The organism is Peribacillus sp. N1 (assembly GCF_054600815.1).
This window is the reverse complement of record NZ_BAAHZO010000006.1, coordinates 158,524-176,200: the sequence shown is the minus strand read 5'-3', so window position 1 is coordinate 176,200 and position 17,677 is coordinate 158,524. Positions and strand designations below refer to the sequence as shown.

Sequence of the window (17,677 nt, the reverse complement as noted above, 5' to 3'; positions counted from 1 at the left end):
TTTTACTCCTTTACCGCTTCCTTTAAGCGTATGACGGTATCGGCATCAGGTGTAATATATACGGTCTGCTGCTGCTCATAGATCACGAACCCGGGCTTGGAACCATTCGGTTTCTTAACATGGCGAACTTGTGTGAAGTCAACGGGCACTGAACTCGATTGCTTGGCTTTACTGAAGAAAGCTGCTAATACGGCTGCCTCTTTTATCGTTTCTTCACTTGGCGATTCATTTCGAATGACAACATGTGAGCCAGGTATATCTTTGGTATGAAGCCATATTTCATCACGGCGTGCAAACTTATTGGTTAGGTAATCATTTTGTTTATTATTCTTCCCGACAAAAATCAGATCTCCATCTGTAGCATAATATGTTTCAAGCTGCGGTTTTGCATTTGCAGGCTTTTTCATGCCTTTTTTCTTTTTTTGCCGAATGTATCCTTCTTCTTGAAGTTCTTCGCGAATTTCCTCTATATCTCTGGGTGACGCTGATTGAAGCTGCTGGTGCAAGGCTTCAAAATAGGCCAATTCCAATTTTGTTTTTTCGATTTGTTCTTGCACTACTCCGACTGCATTTTTGGACTTTTGGTATCTGGAGAAGTACTTCTGTGCATTATCTGATGGATTTTTTAAAGGGTCAAGCGGGATGGTGACCATATTTTGATCTTCATCATAATAATTGACGACTTCTATTTCCTTCATGCCTTTTTTCATTTGATATAGATTAGCTGTAAGCAGCTCACCGAACAACTGATACTGTTCCCCGCGTTCCGTATCTTTTAATGTACGTTCGAGCTTCCCGATTTTTTTTGTGTTCTTTTCGATTTCATTCGTAATGAAACGTTCTACATCCTGGCTCTTTTGCTTAACCCGATCTCTTTCTGCCTTTCCGAAGTAATAGCGGTCGAGCATCTCGCTCAATGAAGGAAACGTACGTTGATTGCCAGTCAGATGCTCTAGTGAAAGCATATAAAAAACTTCTTTATTTCCATCTTGTTTGATCGTTGCGGCATATTTTTGCTCCGAGATTTCCTGGATAATACTTAAAAATGCTGAAGGAAGGGTCGTGCTGTTGGCAAGCCCAGCCCGGTAGACGGCTTCCTTTGCAACTAATGGTGAAACTCCGGAAAAATGGGCAACAAGCTGTCGATCCAGCTTTCCTGCATTGAAGTCGATATTCTTCCTGATACCGTCCTCCGTAGCATCAAAGGGATTATTCTTTTCTTGTGCTGGTGGAGCCTTATATTCTTGGCCAGGCAGTATCGCCCGATAACTGTTAACTGCATGTGAAACATGCTTAATGCTGTCCAAAATCATATTCCGTTCTTTATCAACTAAAACAATGTTGCTGTGACGTCCCATGATTTCGATGATTAACTGCTTTTGGGAGACATCACCAAGCTCATTGCGGCCCTTCACTTCAAAAATGATCATTCTATCAAGTTCATATTGATAAATATTTTCTATCGTGTAGCCTTCGAGGTGCTTCCTAAGAAGCATGCAGAACATGGGTGCTTCCTTGGGGTTTTCATAGCTTTCTTCGGTCATTTGCACCCTCGAATAACTTGGGTGGGCTGACAATAAGAGCTTATGGTTCTTACCTCCAGCACGAACAACCAGTATTACTTCATTTTTATAAGGCTGATGTACCTTATTGATTCGTCCACCTTTTAATATAGAAGCGATTTCTTCCGTCATCGCTTTCGTAAATAATCCATCAAATGACATTCTATTTTTACTTCCTTTACATAAGATTTTCTAAGATACTCATTTTGCTAAGCGTTATCAGTGCATTGGACTGCCCATTTTAGCTAATCACAAATTTAAGCGAACTGGGTGGAAAGCTGTAGCTGCCGTTCGGGAATATTGAATGGATGCTATTTTTATAGGTTCCTGAGATAAATCCTAAATTAGACCATCCATCATGATTAGCTTTCGTTCATTCATTAAATTATCCGCATCGTTCTTCTTTCCGCAATTCTGTTTAATTATAGCATTATTTTGGACGAGTCTGAATAATCATGGAAGAAGAGCAGGTTGTTTTATGTATCGGTAAGCAGGCAGGTGTTGGATGGGTAAAGCAAAAAGCGCCTGTTGAGATGTATACAGGAGCCTATTTCATTCTATTCAAAGGGATGTGTGATACTTGATGGAGTTCAAGGAAATGAATAATCAAGAAATGGAGAAAGCGCTTCAAACAAACGTTACACACGGTTTGGACGATGATGAAGTAAAGGACAGGCTGCGAAAGCATGGCTATAACGAATTGAAGGAAGGGGAAAAACAGTCTGCCATACTTTTATTCTTCGCCCAATTCAAAGATTTCATGGTCATCGTTTTACTTGCCGCGACATTGGTCTCCGGGATATTGGGTGAATATATCGATGCGATTGCCATCATGGCGATTGTTTTTTTGAATGGATTACTTGGTTTTTTTCAAGAACGGAAGGCAGAAAAATCCTTGGATGCCCTAAAGGAAATGGCAGCGCCGCAGGTTAACGTGCTTCGAGATGGACAGTGGCTGAAGATCCCATCGAAGGAAGTCGTTGTGGGGGATATCCTGAAGTTTTCGAGCGGTGACCGAATTGGTGCCGATTTACGGATCGTCGACCATTCAAGCCTTGAAATAGAAGAGTCTGCACTTACCGGAGAGTCACTCCCGGCCGTTAAATGTTCCGATCCATTGATGAATGAAGTCGAAGGTATCGGTGATCAGGAAAATATGGCTTTTATGGGAACGATGGTGACAAGAGGAAATGGAGTCGGAATCGTAACCGCTACGGGTATGAATACGGCGATGGGCAAGATTGCGGATCTCCTGCAGACTGCAGAAACAAAAGAAACACCGCTTCAGCGGAGGTTGGAGCAGTTAGGCAAAATTTTGATCTTCACGGCTTTAATATTAACTGTAATTGTAGTCCTGACTGGTGTCATTCAAGGGCATGACCTCTATACGATGTTTTTGGCCGGGGTATCATTGGCTGTTGCAGCGATTCCCGAAGGCTTGCCAGCCATTGTGACCGTAGCCTTGTCTTTAGGCGTTCAGCGTATGATCAAACAAAAAGCGATTGTCCGCAAGCTTCCTGCTGTAGAAACGCTAGGCTGCGCAACGGTGATTTGCTCAGATAAGACAGGAACACTGACCCAAAACAAAATGACGGTGACGAAGGTTTGGAGTGGAGGGAAAACTTGGGATGTCAGCGGTACTGGTTATAAACCTGTCGGAGAGTTTTCTTTAGAGGGAGTTTCAGTTGCCCCGAGAAACCATAATGCATTGCTGCAAATAATTACATTCGGCATGCTCTGTAACAAAGCTGAGTTAAAGGAGAATGGTAAACAATATATTTTAGACGGTGATCCGACAGAAGGGGCGATGTTGGTCGCGGCAATGAAAGCAGGGTTGACAAGGGAACACCTGTCTAAGGGGTTTACGATAGTGAAGGAGTTTCCATTTGACTCGAGCCGCAAAATGATGAGTGTCATAGTGAAGGATGATAAGGATAATCATTTTGTAATTGCAAAAGGGGCCCCTGACGTATTGATCGCCCAGTCCGATACGATTCTTTGGGAAGGCAGGTCGGAAATATTAAATCGGGAGAGTAAGGAAAGGGTACAGCAGGATATGAATGAGCTTGCCTCACAGGCACTTCGAATGATTGCCGTTGGATATAAACCCCTTCCGAAAGGAACGATTTTGCTTCATGAAACCGAAGCTGAGCGCAATTTGACCTTCATGGGGCTGCAGGGCATGATCGATCCCCCGCGTCCGGAGGTGAAGCAGGCTGTTAAGGAATGCAGGGATGCCGGGATCAAAACTGTCATGATTACTGGCGACCATGTAATAACCGCAAAGGCAATAGCTAAAGAACTTGGTATTTTAAAAGGAAAAGACCGTGTACTTGAAGGACGGCAATTGGCGGACATGGATGTCGGGGAACTTGAGGAAGTTGTTGAAAGTGTTTCGGTATTTGCCCGCGTTTCCCCGGAACATAAGTTGAAAATCGTAAAAGCCTTGCAAAATAAAGGACATGTCGTTGCAATGACAGGGGATGGAGTCAATGATGCCCCTGCAATAAAATCAGCGGATATTGGTATATCCATGGGCATCACGGGTACTGATGTCGCGAAGGAAGCTTCTTCCTTGATATTGGTTGATGATAATTTTGCTACAATTAAATCGGCCATCAAAGAAGGCAGGAATATTTATGAAAACATCAGGAAGTTCATCCGTTATCTGCTTGCTTCCAATGTGGGGGAGATCTTGGTCATGTTTTTTGCGATGCTATGTGCATTGCCTTTACCTTTGATACCAATCCAGATCTTATTCGTGAACCTTGTGACTGACGGACTGCCCGCGATGGCGTTGGGTCTGGATGCCGCCGAAGAAGATGTAATGAAAAGAAATCCAAGAAATGCCAATGAAGGTGTTTTTGGAAGAGGGCTTGGCTGGAAGATCATTTCACGCGGTTTTCTGATCGGGATTTCAACATTGATCGCATTTTATGTTGTATATCGTGCAAATCCCGAAAACCTTGCATATGCACAAACGATTGCGTTCGCTACCTTGGTATTGGCTCAGCTTATACATGTATTCGATTGCCGAAGTGAACGTTCGATCTTCTCGAGAAATCCATTCGGTAACCTTTATCTAGTGGGGGCGGTATTATCCTCCCTATTATTGATGGTAGCCGTCATGTATGTGCAGCCTTTACAAACAATCTTTCATACGGTACCGATTTCGGGAAGGGATTGGCTATTAGTAATAGGAATGGCATCCATTCCAACTTTTTTACTGGCTGGAACCTTTTTAGCAAGAAAAGCACAATGATATATGATATAATCTTTAAGGTGGTAGAGTCTTGCTCTATTGCCTTTTTATTTTTGTAGTATTTTATTTGTGAGCTAAAGTTTTCGTGCTGTAGCTAATATATAATGAATATTAAAGGCTAAATTACTACATTATGTTTGATAGGATGTGGAACCATGGTTACCAGTATGACGGGCTATGGAAGAGAAGAAGCGGAAAACGAACAGGTCAAGGTTTTTGCTGAAATTAAGACCGTGAACCATCGTTTTTGTGAATATACGATTCGAATGCCGCGCCAGCTTTTGGTTTTGGAAGAAAAGGTGAAGAAGAAGGCGAACCAATACATAAGAAGGGGACGGGTGGAAATCTTCATTACAGTTGAAGGTGAGAGCCTGGTTTCCAAAAAGGTGAAGATCGATTGGGATCTTGCTGATCAGTATGTGGGGTTGATGGAAGAAGTCAAGGGAAAATACAATCTGGAAAGTTCCATTACATTACAGGATATGCTGCAACTTGAATCGATTTTCATAACGGAGGAAGTACCTGCGGTTCCTGCCGATTTGGAATCCCTGTTATTGAAGGCTGTCACGGGGGCATTGGAAAATCTGAAAACAATGCGGAATCTGGAAGGTCAGGAACTGGCCTTGGACATGAAACGCCAGCTTGAAAAGTTTGGTGAGATTGTAGCAGGGGTCAAAATGCATGCACCTTCAGTCGTCGAAAAACATAAAGCCCGCTTGGAAATCAAACTGGCAGAGTTGACTGAAGGATTGATCGAAGATAGCCGCATTGTGACAGAAGCGGCCATTTTTGCAGATAAATGTGATATAAATGAAGAACTGACCAGACTCGATAGCCATGTACAGCAATTTTCAAGGACGCTTACCCATAGTGAACCAATTGGAAGGAAACTCGACTTCCTTGTCCAGGAAATGAATAGGGAAGTCAATACGATTGGATCAAAGGCAAATGATTCGGCCATTACCAAAGAAGTGGTGGAAATGAAAAGTCTGCTTGAAAAATTAAAAGAACAGGTTCAAAATATCGAGTAGTCGGTTTATGATGAACCTAACAAGGTGACAATAGGTATGAATGGGGGACAAAAATGTCAATTAAGCTCATTAATATTGGTTTTGGGAATATCGTTTCCGCAAACCGGATCGTATCCATCGTGAGCCCTGAATCGGCTCCGATCAAAAGGATCATCCAAGATGCCCGAGACCGCGGATCCTTAATAGATGCTACATATGGTAGAAGGACTAGGGCCGTTATAATTACAGACAGCGACCATGTTATCTTATCTGCCGTTCAACCGGAAACGGTTGCCGCACGGCTTCAAGATAGAGATGACAGCGTAGAAGAGGGGTAACTGAAACAATATGAGAGAAAAAGGATTATTAATCGTTTTGTCCGGTCCATCCGGTGTTGGTAAAGGAACTGTAAGAAAGGCGATTTTTTCTCAGCCAGGAACGGCATTCGAATATTCGATTTCGATGACCACACGGCTGCCTCGCCATGGTGAAGTGGACGGAGTGGATTATTTCTTCAAAAAACGCGAGGAATTCGAAGCACTGATCGAGGAAGGCAAATTGCTGGAATATGCTGAGTTCGTCGGTAATTATTATGGAACACCCGTGGATTATGTCCGTGAAACAATCGATTCCGGAAAAGATGTATTTCTGGAAATTGAAGTTCAAGGAGCTAAACAGGTCCGGGAGAAATTCCCTGAAGGACTTTTCATTTTCCTTGCTCCTCCGAGTTTGACCGAACTCGAAAGCCGCATCGTTACTCGCGGAACCGAGACGGAGGAAGCGATAAAAGGACGGATGAAAGTGGCCAAGGAAGAAATAGAACTTATGGATCTGTATGATTATGTTGTTGAAAATGATCATGTGGATGCCGCATGTGCTAGAATTAATGCAATTGTAATAGCCGAGCATTGCCGTCGGGAAAGAGTTGCTGTTTTATATAAAAAAATGCTGGAGGCGGAATAAATTATGTTATATCCATCAATTGATTCTCTATTACTTAAAATCGATTCAAAATACTCACTTGTATCAGTGGCAGCTAAGCGTGCCAGGGAAATGCAAATTAAAGATAATTGCCTCGTAACGAAACCGGTTTCCCATAAATCAGTAGGTCGTGCCCTTGAAGAGATTCATTCCGGTAAATTGACTTACGACAATTCTTACGAGGAAAACTAAAAGAACACATAGCTTGACCTATCGGGCCTGACACCCTAAAGCAAACAGGAGCGTTACATTTGGAAATTGCTTCCTTCCTGCGGCCAAGGTGTCAGGCCTGTTTGTTTTGGTTTTAATAAAGTCCGGAAGTCATTGATGAAGCAGGCAGAGATATGGGATTTTTAGGAAAATCCATATGTTATTGCGCATTTCAAATGAAATTTCTTCGGTTTTCCGTCATAATTAGAAGAAAATAGAATGTATAGTTAGGGGAAATTTGCATGCTTATCGATAAAAAAGTACTTCTTTGTGTCACCGGCGGGATTGCTGTATATAAGGCTGCTGCCCTGACAAGTAAATTAACTCAGGAAGGTGCACATGTTAAAGTGATCATGAGTGAATCGGCACGTGAATTCGTGACGCCGCTCACCTTTCAAGCACTTTCGAGAAATGATGTGTATACAGATACTTTTGATGAGAAGGATTCATCAGTCATTGCCCACATCGACTTGGCTGATTGGGCAGATATCATCCTGTTGGCTCCAGCTACAGCGAATGTCATCGGAAAGGTAGCCAATGGAATCGCGGATGATATGATTACGACCACACTTCTGGCAACGGAAGCGCCTGTCTGGGTTGCGCCGGCAATGAACGTGCACATGTACGCCCACCCAGCGGTTCAGAAAAATATGGAGACACTTCGTTCGTTTGGATATCAATTCATTGAACCGGGTGAAGGGTATTTGGCCTGCGGGTATGTAGGGAAAGGGCGATTGGAGGAACCGGAAACAATCGTGGAACATCTTAATCGATATTTCGATGAACGTAAATCACACCAACAGCCTCTTAGAGGAAAGAAATATTTGATAACGGCAGGACCGACTCGCGAAGCAATCGATCCCGTGCGTTACGTAACGAATCATTCCAGCGGCAAAATGGGCTATGCCCTAGCCGAAAAGGCAATTGAAATGGGCGCTGAGGTGACATTAATCACTGGCCCAGTGAACTTGTCACCGCCCTCCAAGGCCAAAGTAATACCAGTGGTATCAGCAGCAGATATGTATGATGCGGTATTCGATCAGTTCGATTCCAGTGACGTCGTAATCATGACCGCTGCAGTGGCGGACTATAAACCGAAGATTTATCATGATCAAAAGATGAAAAAGCAGCCAGGGGAAAATGTGATGGAATTTGAACGGACCAAGGATATCCTCATGGAACTCGGTGAAAATAAAACTCATCAGTTCTTGGTAGGCTTTGCGGCTGAAACGAACAATGTTGAAGAATACGCAAGAGGGAAATTAGCCAAAAAGAATGCAGATATGATCGTTGCCAATAATGTTACCGCCCCAGGGGCAGGATTTGGAACGGATACGAACATCGTGACTATCTACAATAAAGATGGAAATTCGACCGAACTTCCAAAAATGAGTAAAGCGGATATAGCTAAAAGCATCCTGGCAGAAGTATCTCGCATGCAAAAGGAATGATGTCATATGGATATAGCATCCGTCATCGTGGATGTACCTGCTAAACAAACGGATCGAGAATTCGACTATCGCATACCTGAAAAGTGGAGCCAAGTCATCAAACCCGGAATGCGGGTCATCGTCCCGTTCGGTCCAAGAATGGTTCAGGGATTCGTCACAGGCTTAAAAGCTAAAAGCGACTTTGCGAAATTACGCAATATAAAAGAACCAATGGATTTGGAGCCCATCCTTAATGATGAATTGCTTCAGCTGGGTGACTGGTTGACCAAAGAGGCGATGTGTTTTAAAATTTCAGCGCTACAGGCCATGCTTCCGGCAGCGATGAAAGCAAAGTATGAAAAAGTGATCAAAGTCGTTGAAGATAAAAAGGATCAGCTGCCTCCATTCATTCAAAACCTTTTCGGGAAAAATGATTCAATATCTTGGAAAGACGTGATTGAAGGGGAGAACGCTTCACTTTTCCAAAAGGAAATGCAAAATGGCAATCTTGAGCTCGTATATAATGTGAAAAACCGACTTAATAAGAAGACAGTCCGTGTCATAAAATCTTTACTTTCCCCTGAGGAACTGAAAGAAATGGCATCAGCCATGTCAAGCAATGCAAAAAAACAACAGGAACTCCTTCAATACTTTATTGAACATCAAGAACCCATTCCGTTAAAAGAATTGCTTGAATTGATGAACACATCAAGCGGTACCGTCAAATCCCTAGTGTCAAAAGGGGCCTTGGCGGAAATGGATCAAGAAATATACCGTGATCCTTATGAAAACCGTGTTTTCGAAAAATCCACTCCCTTTACACTTACAGCTGAACAAACAACTGCGTTGAAGCCTATCCAAGAGAAAATACACCATGATGAACATGATGTTTTCCTTTTATATGGTGTAACCGGAAGCGGGAAGACGGAAGTGTATCTACAGGCTATTGCATCTGTCATTGAAAAAGGGAAGGAAGCCATCATGCTTGTACCTGAAATCTCCTTAACTCCACAGACGGTGAAGAGGTTTAAGGAAAGGTTTGGGGAGCAGGTAGCTGTCATGCATAGCGGTTTATCCGTAGGTGAAAAATATGATGAATGGCGGAAAATTCACCGTAAAGAAGTAAAAGTGGTGGTGGGCGCGCGTTCCGCTGTGTTTGCTCCTTTTGAAAACCTGGGGCTGGTCATCATTGATGAAGAGCATGAATCCAGCTATAAGCAAGAAGAAACGCCAAGGTACCACGCCAGGGACGTAGCCATTGAAAGAGCAAAATCATATAGGTGTCCGGTTATTCTTGGCAGCGCGACACCTACACTTGAATCTTTTGCGCGAGCCAAGAAAAATGTCTATAAATTATTGACACTTAGCCAGAGGATGAATAAAAGTGCGTTGCCAGCAGTGGATATTGTAGATATGCGAGAAGAACTAAGAACCGGAAATCGTTCCATGTTTTCGGAGCTGCTCTTTACCAAGCTGAAAGACCGGCTTGAGAAGGGGGAGCAAACAGTTCTGATGCTAAATAAAAGGGGACATTCTTCCTTTGTGATGTGCCGAAGCTGCGGATTGGTCATCAACTGCCCTAATTGTGACATTTCACTCACATATCATCGCTTTAATGATATAATGAAATGCCATTATTGCGGCTTTGAAGAGGGAATGCCTTCTGCATGCCCTGAATGTGAAAGTGAACATATAAGGTTCTTCGGTACAGGCACTCAAAAGGTTGAAGAAGAGCTTGCGAAAATCCTCCCTGAAGCACGGGTCATACGGATGGATGTTGACACGACGAGTAAGAAGGGTTCACATGAGCGGTTGCTGAATGCCTTTGGTGAAGGGAAGGCCGATATATTGTTAGGCACCCAAATGATTGCCAAGGGCCTTGATTTTCCTAATATCACCCTTGTTGGAGTCCTTTCAGCTGATACGATGCTGCATCTGCCTGATTTCCGTTCTTCGGAAAAGACATTCCAGCTGCTGACACAGGTCAGCGGAAGGGCAGGACGTCATCAGCTTCCGGGAGAAGTGGTCATCCAAACCTATACACCTGAGCACTACAGCATCGAGCTTTCTGCCTTTCAGGATTATGATGCTTTTTATGAACGGGAGATGCATCTAAGGAGGCAAAGTCATTACCCTCCGTATTATTATGTTGTCCTTATTACCGTTTCACATGAAGATTTAATGAAGACAGTGAGTGTCACTGAGAAGATCACGAATTATTTAGGCTCACGATTGAATCGGGATTCTATCGTACTAGGTCCGGTTGCTTCCCCCATTAGTCGAATCAACAATAGATATCGCTACCAATGTCTGATAAAATACAAACGAGAGCCGGACCTGAATCAGCATTTACGCACACTTTTGGAGCATTACCAAAAAGAAACCGCTCAGAATCAGCTGCAGATTTCAATAGATTTAAATCCACAGATCATGATGTAATTGTTTAAGAGATGGATGATTACCGCGAGCTGTCACAGCTTGCGTTTTTATATAATGAAGTGCTGTTTTTCATATCTAGGAGGTTACCATTAATTTTGGCTATTTTACCGATTGTCTTGTTTCCTGAAAAAATTTTACAACAAAAATGCGATAAAGTAACAAGTTTTGATAAAAAGTTGGCAAAGCTGTTAAATAACATGTATGAAACGATGGTGGAGGCGGATGGCGTTGGACTTGCAGCACCTCAGGTTGGCGTGAAAAAGCAAGTGGCCGTCGTTGAAATAGAGGAAGGATCAGGTGCAATCGAACTGATTAATCCGGAAGTGCTGGAAATGGAAGGCGAACAGACAGGTGTTGAAGGATGCTTGAGCTTCCCGAGTTTATATGGCGAAGTAACGCGTCCATACCGTGTCAAAGTCCGGGCACAAGACCGAAAAGGATCTTTTTTCGAGATAGAAGCGGAAGATTTCCTTGCAAGGGCCCTTCAGCACGAAATCGACCATCTGCAAGGAGTTTTATTTACAAGTAAGGTTTCCCGGTATATTTCGGAAGAAGAGTTAGAAAGGTATGGAGAAGAATGACGAAAATAATATTTATGGGTACACCGGACTTTTCAGTGCCGGTATTGAAAAGAATCATTGATGAAGGGTATGATGTGATCGCTGTTGTCACACAGCCCGATCGTCCAGTAGGCCGCAAAAAAGTGCTGACGCCGCCTCCAGTTAAGGTCGAAGCCGAAAAGCATGGGATTCCCGTTTATCAGCCCGAAAAAATCCGTGAAAAAGAAGAACTTGAAAAGATCATCTCCTTGAATGCTGACTTGGTGGTGACGGCGGCTTTCGGACAAATCCTTCCGAATGAATTGCTGGATGCCCCTAAGTACGGATGTATTAATGTACATGCCTCCCTGCTTCCAGAACTGCGTGGTGGGGCGCCCATTCATTATTCCATTTTACAGGGGAAAGAAAAGACTGGGATAACCATCATGTATATGGCGGAAAAATTGGATGCCGGTGATATATTGACTCAGGCGGAAGTTGCTATCGAAGAACAAGATAATGTCGGAACGCTGCATGATAAATTAAGCAAGATAGGGTCGGATTTACTTGCAGAGACACTTCCGAAACTTATTAATGAGGAGTTACAGCCGATCAAGCAGGATGAGGCTAGAGCGTCTTTTGCACCTAACATCAAGCGGTCAGAGGAAAGAATCGACTGGTCGAAATCAGGAGAAGACATCTATAACCATGTACGCGGCCTGAATCCTTGGCCTGTTGCTTATACAACCTTAGAAGGGTCCATTTTGAAGATTTGGCAGGTAAAGAAACTGGAAGATGGCAATCAGGCTGCGCCGGGCACGGTCATTGATGTACAAAATGATGGTTTCATCGTTTCGACAGGCAATGAGACGGCAATACTGGTTACAGAACTGCAGCCTTCAGGAAAGAAAAAAATGCCGGCGAAAGATTACTTGCGCGGAGCCGGATCGTTCATTAAAGCAGGCATGAAGTTAGGAGAACAGAATGAAGCAAACTAAAAAGGGAGTACGTGAAATCGCTCTCGATATTTTGGAATCTGTAGAGAAAAACCAATCCTACAGTAACCTATTATTGAACAACTTGATTAAAAAGCACCAGTTATCCGTCGTGGACAGCGGTTTGCTTACAGAAATAAGTTACGGTACCATACAGCGTAAGATGACTTTGGATTATTATTTGAGCCCATATATTAAACAGCCTAAAAAAACGCAAAGCTGGGTCATTAATTTACTTAGGCTTTCCGTTTATCAAATGGTCTATTTAGATAAAGTGCCTGATCATGCAATCATTTTCGAGGCTGTCGAAATTTCCAAAAAACGCGGACACAAGGGTACATCTTCAATGGTCAATGGCGTCCTCCGTAACATCCAAAGGAATGGTGTTCCTTCTTTAGATGAAATTAAAGATGATCTGGAACGGCTTTCCATAGAAGTAAGTCATCCAATTTGGCTTGTAAAGCGTTGGGTAGAGCAATTTGGCTATGAAAAAACCAAGGAAATGTGTGAAATCAATTTAACTGCACCATTACAGACGGGTCGGGTTAATTTAAAAAAGATTTCACGCCGTGAACTGATCAGCATATTAACGGAAGAAGGATATGATGTTGAAGCAAGTGAAGTCATTCCCGAAGCAATTGTCAGCTACAAAGGGAATCTTGCTCATTCGGAAAGCTATAAATTGGGTTATTTATCGATTCAGGACGAGAGTTCAATGCTTGTTGCCCATGCATTGGGTGCGAATGAAAATGATGCTGTACTCGATTGCTGTGCCGCACCTGGAGGGAAAACGACCCATATCGCAGAAGGCTTGACCACTGGACAAGTATATGCTCTCGACCTTCATGAGCATAAGGTCAAGCTCATTAAAGAGCAGGCGGAGCGCCTAAAGCTCAGAAACAATATTAAGACAATGGCCCTTGATAGCAGAAAAGTGCAAGAACACTTCAATAAGGAAGGTTTTGACAGGGTCCTGATCGATGCACCATGTTCCGGGTTGGGAGTCATGCGCCGGAAGCCTGATGTAAAGTACACTAAAACAAAAGATGATATAATGAAACTCTCAAGTATACAAAAACAATTATTGGAATCGGCTGCCCCGCTTGTTAAGCAAGGCGGACGGTTAGTATATAGTACCTGTACGGTGGATAAAGAAGAAAATGACAAAGTCGCTGCAGCATTTTTGGAAAGCCACCCGGATTTTGAAAGCGATGCAACCTTGTCCGCAAGAATGCCTGAAAGCGTTCAGCCATTCATCGAGGGTCATACGCTGCAAGTTTTTCCGCAATATTTTAGCAGTGACGGATTCTTTATTGCGAGTTTTAGAAAGAAGGTGCTGTAATGGCAGAAATCACTAAATCATCTAGAGTAAGAAAAGATACGACACCAGAAAAACCATCGATTTACTCATTGGAGCTACACCAAATTAAAGATTGGCTTGTTCAAAATGGAGAAAAGGCATTCCGGGCCGATCAAGTATATGACTGGCTTTATAAAAAACGTGTCTCCAGTTTTGAAGATATGTCCAACCTTTCGAAATCATTACGGGATAAGCTGGAAGCGCAATTCACCTTCACAACTTTGAAAACTTTGATTCAGCAAACGTCCAATGACGGAACGATGAAGTTTTTATTTGAACTCCAAGATGGTTATTCGATAGAAACGGTGCTGATGCGCCATGAATATGGAAACTCCATTTGCGTGACAACACAGGTAGGATGTAGAATTGGCTGTACATTCTGTGCGTCGACATTAGGCGGTTTAAAGCGGAATCTTGAATCAGGGGAAATAGTTGCCCAAGTCGTAAAAGTTCAGCAAGCACTTGACGAATCGGAAGAACGTGTTAGTTCTGTCGTAATCATGGGTATAGGTGAACCGTTTGATAACTACGATAATATGATGTCATTCTTGAAGAATATAAACCATGAAAAGGGCTTGAACATCGGGGCACGTCATATTACCGTTTCCACAAGTGGGATCATTCCTAAGATCTATAAGTTTGCCGAAGAAAGCATGCAAATAAACTTTGCTGTTTCCCTTCATGCACCGAATACGGAATTGAGAAGTAAATTGATGCCGATCAATAAGGCATACAAACTTCCAGACTTGATCGAAGCAATCAAGTATTATACAGAAAAAACAGGTCGCCGTGTAAGTTTTGAATATGGTCTATTCGGTGGCGAGAATGATACAGTGGAGCACGCTGAAGAATTAGCAGCTTTAATAAAAGGGATAAAATGCCATGTCAACTTAATACCGGTTAACTATGTGCCTGAACGCAACTATGTACGAACACCTCGGGACCAAATTTTTGAGTTTGAAAAAACATTGAAGAAGCGCGGCATTAATGTAACGATCCGAAGGGAACAAGGCAGTGATATTGACGCAGCCTGCGGCCAGCTTCGGGCCAAGGAGCGCAAAGAAGAGACGAGGTGACCCTATGAGGGCAATATTTAGGACAGACCGTGGAAAAGTCCGCCAGCATAATGAAGATAATGGCGGAATCTTTAAGAACTCGGAAGGCGTACGCCTTGCCATCGTTGCAGATGGCATGGGCGGCCACCGCGCCGGGGATGTAGCCAGTGCAATGACGATAGACCTTCTGAAAAAGGGCTGGGAAGCATCAACCGGAATCGAAACGGCAAATGAGGCCGAGGATTGGCTGAAGCAGCAAATCTTCTCGGTCAATCAGTTGCTTTTTGAACATGCAGAAGCGAATACGGAATGTAAGGGCATGGGTACCACCATTGTTGCAGCCATTTGCACCGACAAGTTTGCTACGATTGCCAACATCGGGGACAGCCGGTGTTATTTGTATAATGAGAGCGGTTTTAAGCAGGTCACGGAAGATCATTCACTCGTTAACGAATTGGTCCGTTCCGGTCAGATTTCGAAGGAAGATGCCGAAAACCATCCACGGAAAAATGTTTTATTACGAGCCTTGGGGACAGAAATGCAAGTGGAAATGGACATTATGACGGTCATCTTCGAAGAAAATGATTTACTGTTGCTTTGCTCGGATGGATTGACGAATAAAGTGAGTGAACAGGAACTGGAAGAAACGGTAACCAATGGACAGTCACTTGAAGAAAAGGCGAATTCATTAATAGATAAGGCCAATCACTATGGTGGGGAAGATAATATCACACTTGTGCTTGTTCAATTTACTGAAGAAAGTGAAAGCAGGTGAATTGAATGTTGATTGGTAGAAGAATCAACGGCCGTTATAAGCTGCTCGAGATGGTAGGCGGCGGCGGTATGGCGAATGTTTACCTAGCAAGGGATATGATCTTAGATAGGGATGTCGCATTGAAAATCCTTCGCATGGATTTTAATAATGATGAAGAGTTCATCAAGCGCTTCAATCGGGAAGCCCAATCGGCAACCAGTTTGGCCCATCCCAATATCGTAAGCATTTATGATGTTGGTGAAGAAGATTCCATCTATTATATTGTAATGGAATACGTTGACGGATTTACACTTAAGCAATACATACAAAAATATTATCCAATTCCAGTTGATGAGGCCTTGGATATCATGAGGCAAATTACGGCAGCGATTTCCCATGCCCATCATAATGGGATCATTCATCGTGATATCAAGCCACAGAACATTTTGATTGATAAAGAAGGAACTGTCAAGATTACGGACTTCGGCATAGCATTGGCACTAAGTGCAACAAACATAACGCAGACCAACGCAGTCTTGGGCTCGGTTCATTATTTATCTCCTGAACAGGCCAGAGGCGGTATGGCCAATAAGAAGTCGGACATTTATTCACTTGGCATCGTCATGTTTGAATTGTTGACGGGAAGATTGCCATTTTCGGGTGAATCAGCCGTGTCGATTGCTCTTAAACATTTACAATCGGAAACTCCGTCGCCAAAACGCTGGAACTCTGAAATACCCCAGAGTGTGGAAAATATTATCTTGAAAGCGACAGCCAAAGATTCATATTACCGCTATGAGAGCGTAGACTCGATGGAAGATGATATACGGACGTCGCTTAATCCTGAGCGTTCAAATGAACTGCCTTTTGCCATTCCCGAAGATCATGATGCAACAAAAGCCATCCCCGTCATAACGGACGATCAGCTTTCCAGCGTCGATGAGACAATCATAAGGGGTCCTGAAAAAAACACTTTAGTTTATGTGGATGATGAGGAAACTGATTCTGAAGCAGAGAGTAAATCGAAAAAGAAACAGAAGAAACAAAAGAAACAGAAAAAACAAAAAAACAAGTCGGATCATAAAGGTAAAAAACGAGGAAACATGCCTGCAATCCTGGTGACCACCTTTTTAGTTCTCGCCCTGCTTGCTGTTTTATCTGTCACTGTTGTACCCCCCCTCCTTGTCTCGAAGGAAGTGACGATCCCAGACCTTAAAGGGGAAGAATTGGATGATGCCATTACTGAATTGCTTGAATTGGATTTGAAGGTTGGAGATACGATCGAGATTGAAGATGAAGAGGTTGAAGCTGGTCTTGTGATCAAAACCAACCCTAAGGAAGGTAAGACGGTCAAGGAAGGTGCAGTGATCGATATTTATCAAAGCATTGGTAAAGAGACGATTTCATTGTCAAGCTATGAAGGTCGAGACTACTCTGATGTTAAATCCCTGCTTGAGAAAATGGGATTCAAAAACATAAGCGTGACCGAAAAATATGATGACAGTGCAGCCGGCACGATCATTGAACAAACGCCCTCGGGTGCCACTGAGGTCGTACCATCCGAAACGGAGCTTGAGCTAACGGTCAGTAAAGGGGCAGATCTCCTGAGCTTGAAGAACTTAACTGGATTCAATAAAGCTGGCCTGGATGATTATTCCAGTGAAAGTGGTATAAAGATCGATGTCGAAGAAGAAATCTATGATGATTCCGTAGCGGAGGGGCTTGTCATTTCCCAGTCACCGGAACCTGCTACGAAGGTGGAAAAGGGCAGTACTGTGAAAGTGGTCATTTCAAAAGGGAAAGAAGAAATCCCTCCCAAGAGTGTAACGGAGGAAATCAAAATCGAGTATGATCCTGTTGAGCCAGGCAAAACACAAAAAATACAAATTTTCATCGAGGATATCGACAATAGCATGACGGAGCCACAAGAAACATTCTATATATTGCAAGATGCGAAGAGAACGATCGAATTAATGGTTACCCCAGATAAGAAAGCAGGATATAAAGTCATGCGGGACAATCAGGTCATCATTGACGAATCCGTCTCATATCCAGAATAATTTTATTAATTAGGAGTGTG

At 43.1% G+C, this 17,677-nt stretch carries 15 protein-coding genes; 14 read left to right on the top strand and 1 reads right to left on the bottom strand.

Features of this window, described 5'->3' with window-relative positions:
• Window positions 1-2: 2 nt before the first annotated feature.
• Window positions 3-1,724 carry an Rqc2 family fibronectin-binding protein gene (locus ACYP5M_RS21615; protein ID WP_434169052.1) on the bottom strand — a complete coding sequence of 574 codons (1,722 nt, stop codon included), beginning with the start codon at window positions 1,722-1,724 and terminating at the stop codon, window positions 3-5.
• 293 nt (window positions 1,725-2,017) lie between these two features.
• On the opposite strand from ACYP5M_RS21615, the gene ACYP5M_RS21610 reads away from it, so the two are divergent.
• From ACYP5M_RS21610 to pknB, 14 genes are all read left to right on the top strand, one after another.
• On the top strand, window positions 2,018-2,146 hold the full coding sequence (locus ACYP5M_RS21610; RefSeq protein ID WP_260357047.1) for a hypothetical protein: 129 nt from the start codon (window positions 2,018-2,020) through the stop codon (window positions 2,144-2,146).
• A complete protein-coding gene (locus ACYP5M_RS21605; protein WP_459735541.1) occupies window positions 2,146-4,824 on the top strand; it encodes a calcium-translocating P-type ATPase, SERCA-type in 2,679 nt (892 codons plus the stop codon). The genes ACYP5M_RS21610 and ACYP5M_RS21605 overlap by 1 nt, the downstream gene beginning before the upstream one ends.
• A gap of 155 nt (window positions 4,825-4,979) precedes the next feature.
• On the top strand, window positions 4,980-5,855 hold the full coding sequence (locus ACYP5M_RS21600) for a YicC/YloC family endoribonuclease (protein WP_459735508.1): 876 nt from the start codon (window positions 4,980-4,982) through the stop codon (window positions 5,853-5,855).
• Between the two features lie 53 nt (window positions 5,856-5,908).
• Window positions 5,909-6,172 carry an extracellular matrix/biofilm regulator RemA gene (gene remA, locus ACYP5M_RS21595; protein WP_034313813.1) on the top strand — a complete coding sequence of 88 codons (264 nt, stop codon included), beginning with the start codon at window positions 5,909-5,911 and terminating at the stop codon, window positions 6,170-6,172.
• A 10-nt stretch (window positions 6,173-6,182) separates the two neighbouring features.
• On the top strand, window positions 6,183-6,797 hold the full coding sequence (gene gmk, locus ACYP5M_RS21590) for a guanylate kinase (RefSeq protein ID WP_034313809.1): 615 nt from the start codon (window positions 6,183-6,185) through the stop codon (window positions 6,795-6,797).
• 3 nt (window positions 6,798-6,800) lie between these two features.
• Window positions 6,801-7,007 (top strand): DNA-directed RNA polymerase subunit omega, encoded by a 207-nt coding sequence (gene rpoZ, locus ACYP5M_RS21585; protein ID WP_098371057.1) that lies wholly within the window; start codon window positions 6,801-6,803, stop codon window positions 7,005-7,007.
• 260 nt (window positions 7,008-7,267) lie between these two features.
• Complete coding sequence (gene coaBC / locus ACYP5M_RS21580) at window positions 7,268-8,476, top strand: bifunctional phosphopantothenoylcysteine decarboxylase/phosphopantothenate--cysteine ligase CoaBC (protein WP_434169054.1); 1,209 nt, start codon at window positions 7,268-7,270, stop codon at window positions 8,474-8,476.
• Window positions 8,477-8,482: 6 nt separating this feature from the next.
• Window positions 8,483-10,894 carry a primosomal protein N' gene (priA, locus tag ACYP5M_RS21575; RefSeq protein WP_452445227.1) on the top strand — a complete coding sequence of 804 codons (2,412 nt, stop codon included), beginning with the start codon at window positions 8,483-8,485 and terminating at the stop codon, window positions 10,892-10,894.
• A 95-nt stretch (window positions 10,895-10,989) separates the two neighbouring features.
• Window positions 10,990-11,475 carry a peptide deformylase gene (gene def / locus ACYP5M_RS21570; protein WP_101224610.1) on the top strand — a complete coding sequence of 162 codons (486 nt, stop codon included), beginning with the start codon at window positions 10,990-10,992 and terminating at the stop codon, window positions 11,473-11,475.
• Window positions 11,472-12,431: a methionyl-tRNA formyltransferase gene (fmt, locus tag ACYP5M_RS21565; protein ID WP_427574065.1), complete on the top strand. Its 960-nt coding sequence runs from the start codon at window positions 11,472-11,474 to the stop codon at window positions 12,429-12,431. Before def ends, fmt begins: the two co-directional genes overlap by 4 nt.
• Window positions 12,418-13,770 carry a 16S rRNA (cytosine(967)-C(5))-methyltransferase RsmB gene (gene rsmB / locus ACYP5M_RS21560; protein ID WP_101224612.1) on the top strand — a complete coding sequence of 451 codons (1,353 nt, stop codon included), beginning with the start codon at window positions 12,418-12,420 and terminating at the stop codon, window positions 13,768-13,770. Before fmt ends, rsmB begins: the two co-directional genes overlap by 14 nt.
• Entirely contained in the window at window positions 13,770-14,864 is a 1,095-nt protein-coding gene (rlmN, locus tag ACYP5M_RS21555; protein ID WP_101224613.1) for a dual-specificity RNA methyltransferase RlmN, read from the top strand. The genes rsmB and rlmN overlap by 1 nt, the downstream gene beginning before the upstream one ends.
• 4 nt (window positions 14,865-14,868) lie before the next feature.
• A complete protein-coding gene (locus ACYP5M_RS21550) occupies window positions 14,869-15,618 on the top strand; it encodes a Stp1/IreP family PP2C-type Ser/Thr phosphatase (protein ID WP_101224614.1) in 750 nt (249 codons plus the stop codon).
• A 5-nt stretch (window positions 15,619-15,623) separates the two neighbouring features.
• Window positions 15,624-17,657 (top strand): Stk1 family PASTA domain-containing Ser/Thr kinase, encoded by a 2,034-nt coding sequence (gene pknB / locus ACYP5M_RS21545; protein WP_459735507.1) that lies wholly within the window; start codon window positions 15,624-15,626, stop codon window positions 17,655-17,657.
• Window positions 17,658-17,677: the final 20 nt, after the last annotated feature.

Excerpts from the sequence above, each read along its gene's own strand:
- ACYP5M_RS21615 (WP_434169052.1), bottom strand. The coding sequence starts at position 1,724 with ATGTCATTTGATGGATTATTTACGAAAGCGATGACGGAAGAAATCGCT.
- ACYP5M_RS21610 (WP_260357047.1), top strand. The coding sequence starts at position 2,018 with ATGGAAGAAGAGCAGGTTGTTTTATGTATCGGTAAGCAGGCAGGTGTT.
- ACYP5M_RS21605 (WP_459735541.1), top strand. The coding sequence starts at position 2,146 with ATGGAGTTCAAGGAAATGAATAATCAAGAAATGGAGAAAGCGCTTCAA.
- ACYP5M_RS21600 (WP_459735508.1), top strand. The coding sequence starts at position 4,980 with ATGGTTACCAGTATGACGGGCTATGGAAGAGAAGAAGCGGAAAACGAA.
- remA (WP_034313813.1), top strand. The coding sequence starts at position 5,909 with ATGTCAATTAAGCTCATTAATATTGGTTTTGGGAATATCGTTTCCGCA.
- gmk (WP_034313809.1), top strand. The coding sequence starts at position 6,183 with ATGAGAGAAAAAGGATTATTAATCGTTTTGTCCGGTCCATCCGGTGTT.
- rpoZ (WP_098371057.1), top strand. The coding sequence starts at position 6,801 with ATGTTATATCCATCAATTGATTCTCTATTACTTAAAATCGATTCAAAA.
- coaBC (WP_434169054.1), top strand. The coding sequence starts at position 7,268 with ATGCTTATCGATAAAAAAGTACTTCTTTGTGTCACCGGCGGGATTGCT.
- priA (WP_452445227.1), top strand. The coding sequence starts at position 8,483 with ATGGATATAGCATCCGTCATCGTGGATGTACCTGCTAAACAAACGGAT.
- fmt (WP_427574065.1), top strand. The coding sequence starts at position 11,472 with ATGACGAAAATAATATTTATGGGTACACCGGACTTTTCAGTGCCGGTA.
- rsmB (WP_101224612.1), top strand. The coding sequence starts at position 12,418 with ATGAAGCAAACTAAAAAGGGAGTACGTGAAATCGCTCTCGATATTTTG.
- rlmN (WP_101224613.1), top strand. The coding sequence starts at position 13,770 with ATGGCAGAAATCACTAAATCATCTAGAGTAAGAAAAGATACGACACCA.
- ACYP5M_RS21550 (WP_101224614.1), top strand. The coding sequence starts at position 14,869 with ATGAGGGCAATATTTAGGACAGACCGTGGAAAAGTCCGCCAGCATAAT.
- pknB (WP_459735507.1), top strand. The coding sequence starts at position 15,624 with ATGTTGATTGGTAGAAGAATCAACGGCCGTTATAAGCTGCTCGAGATG.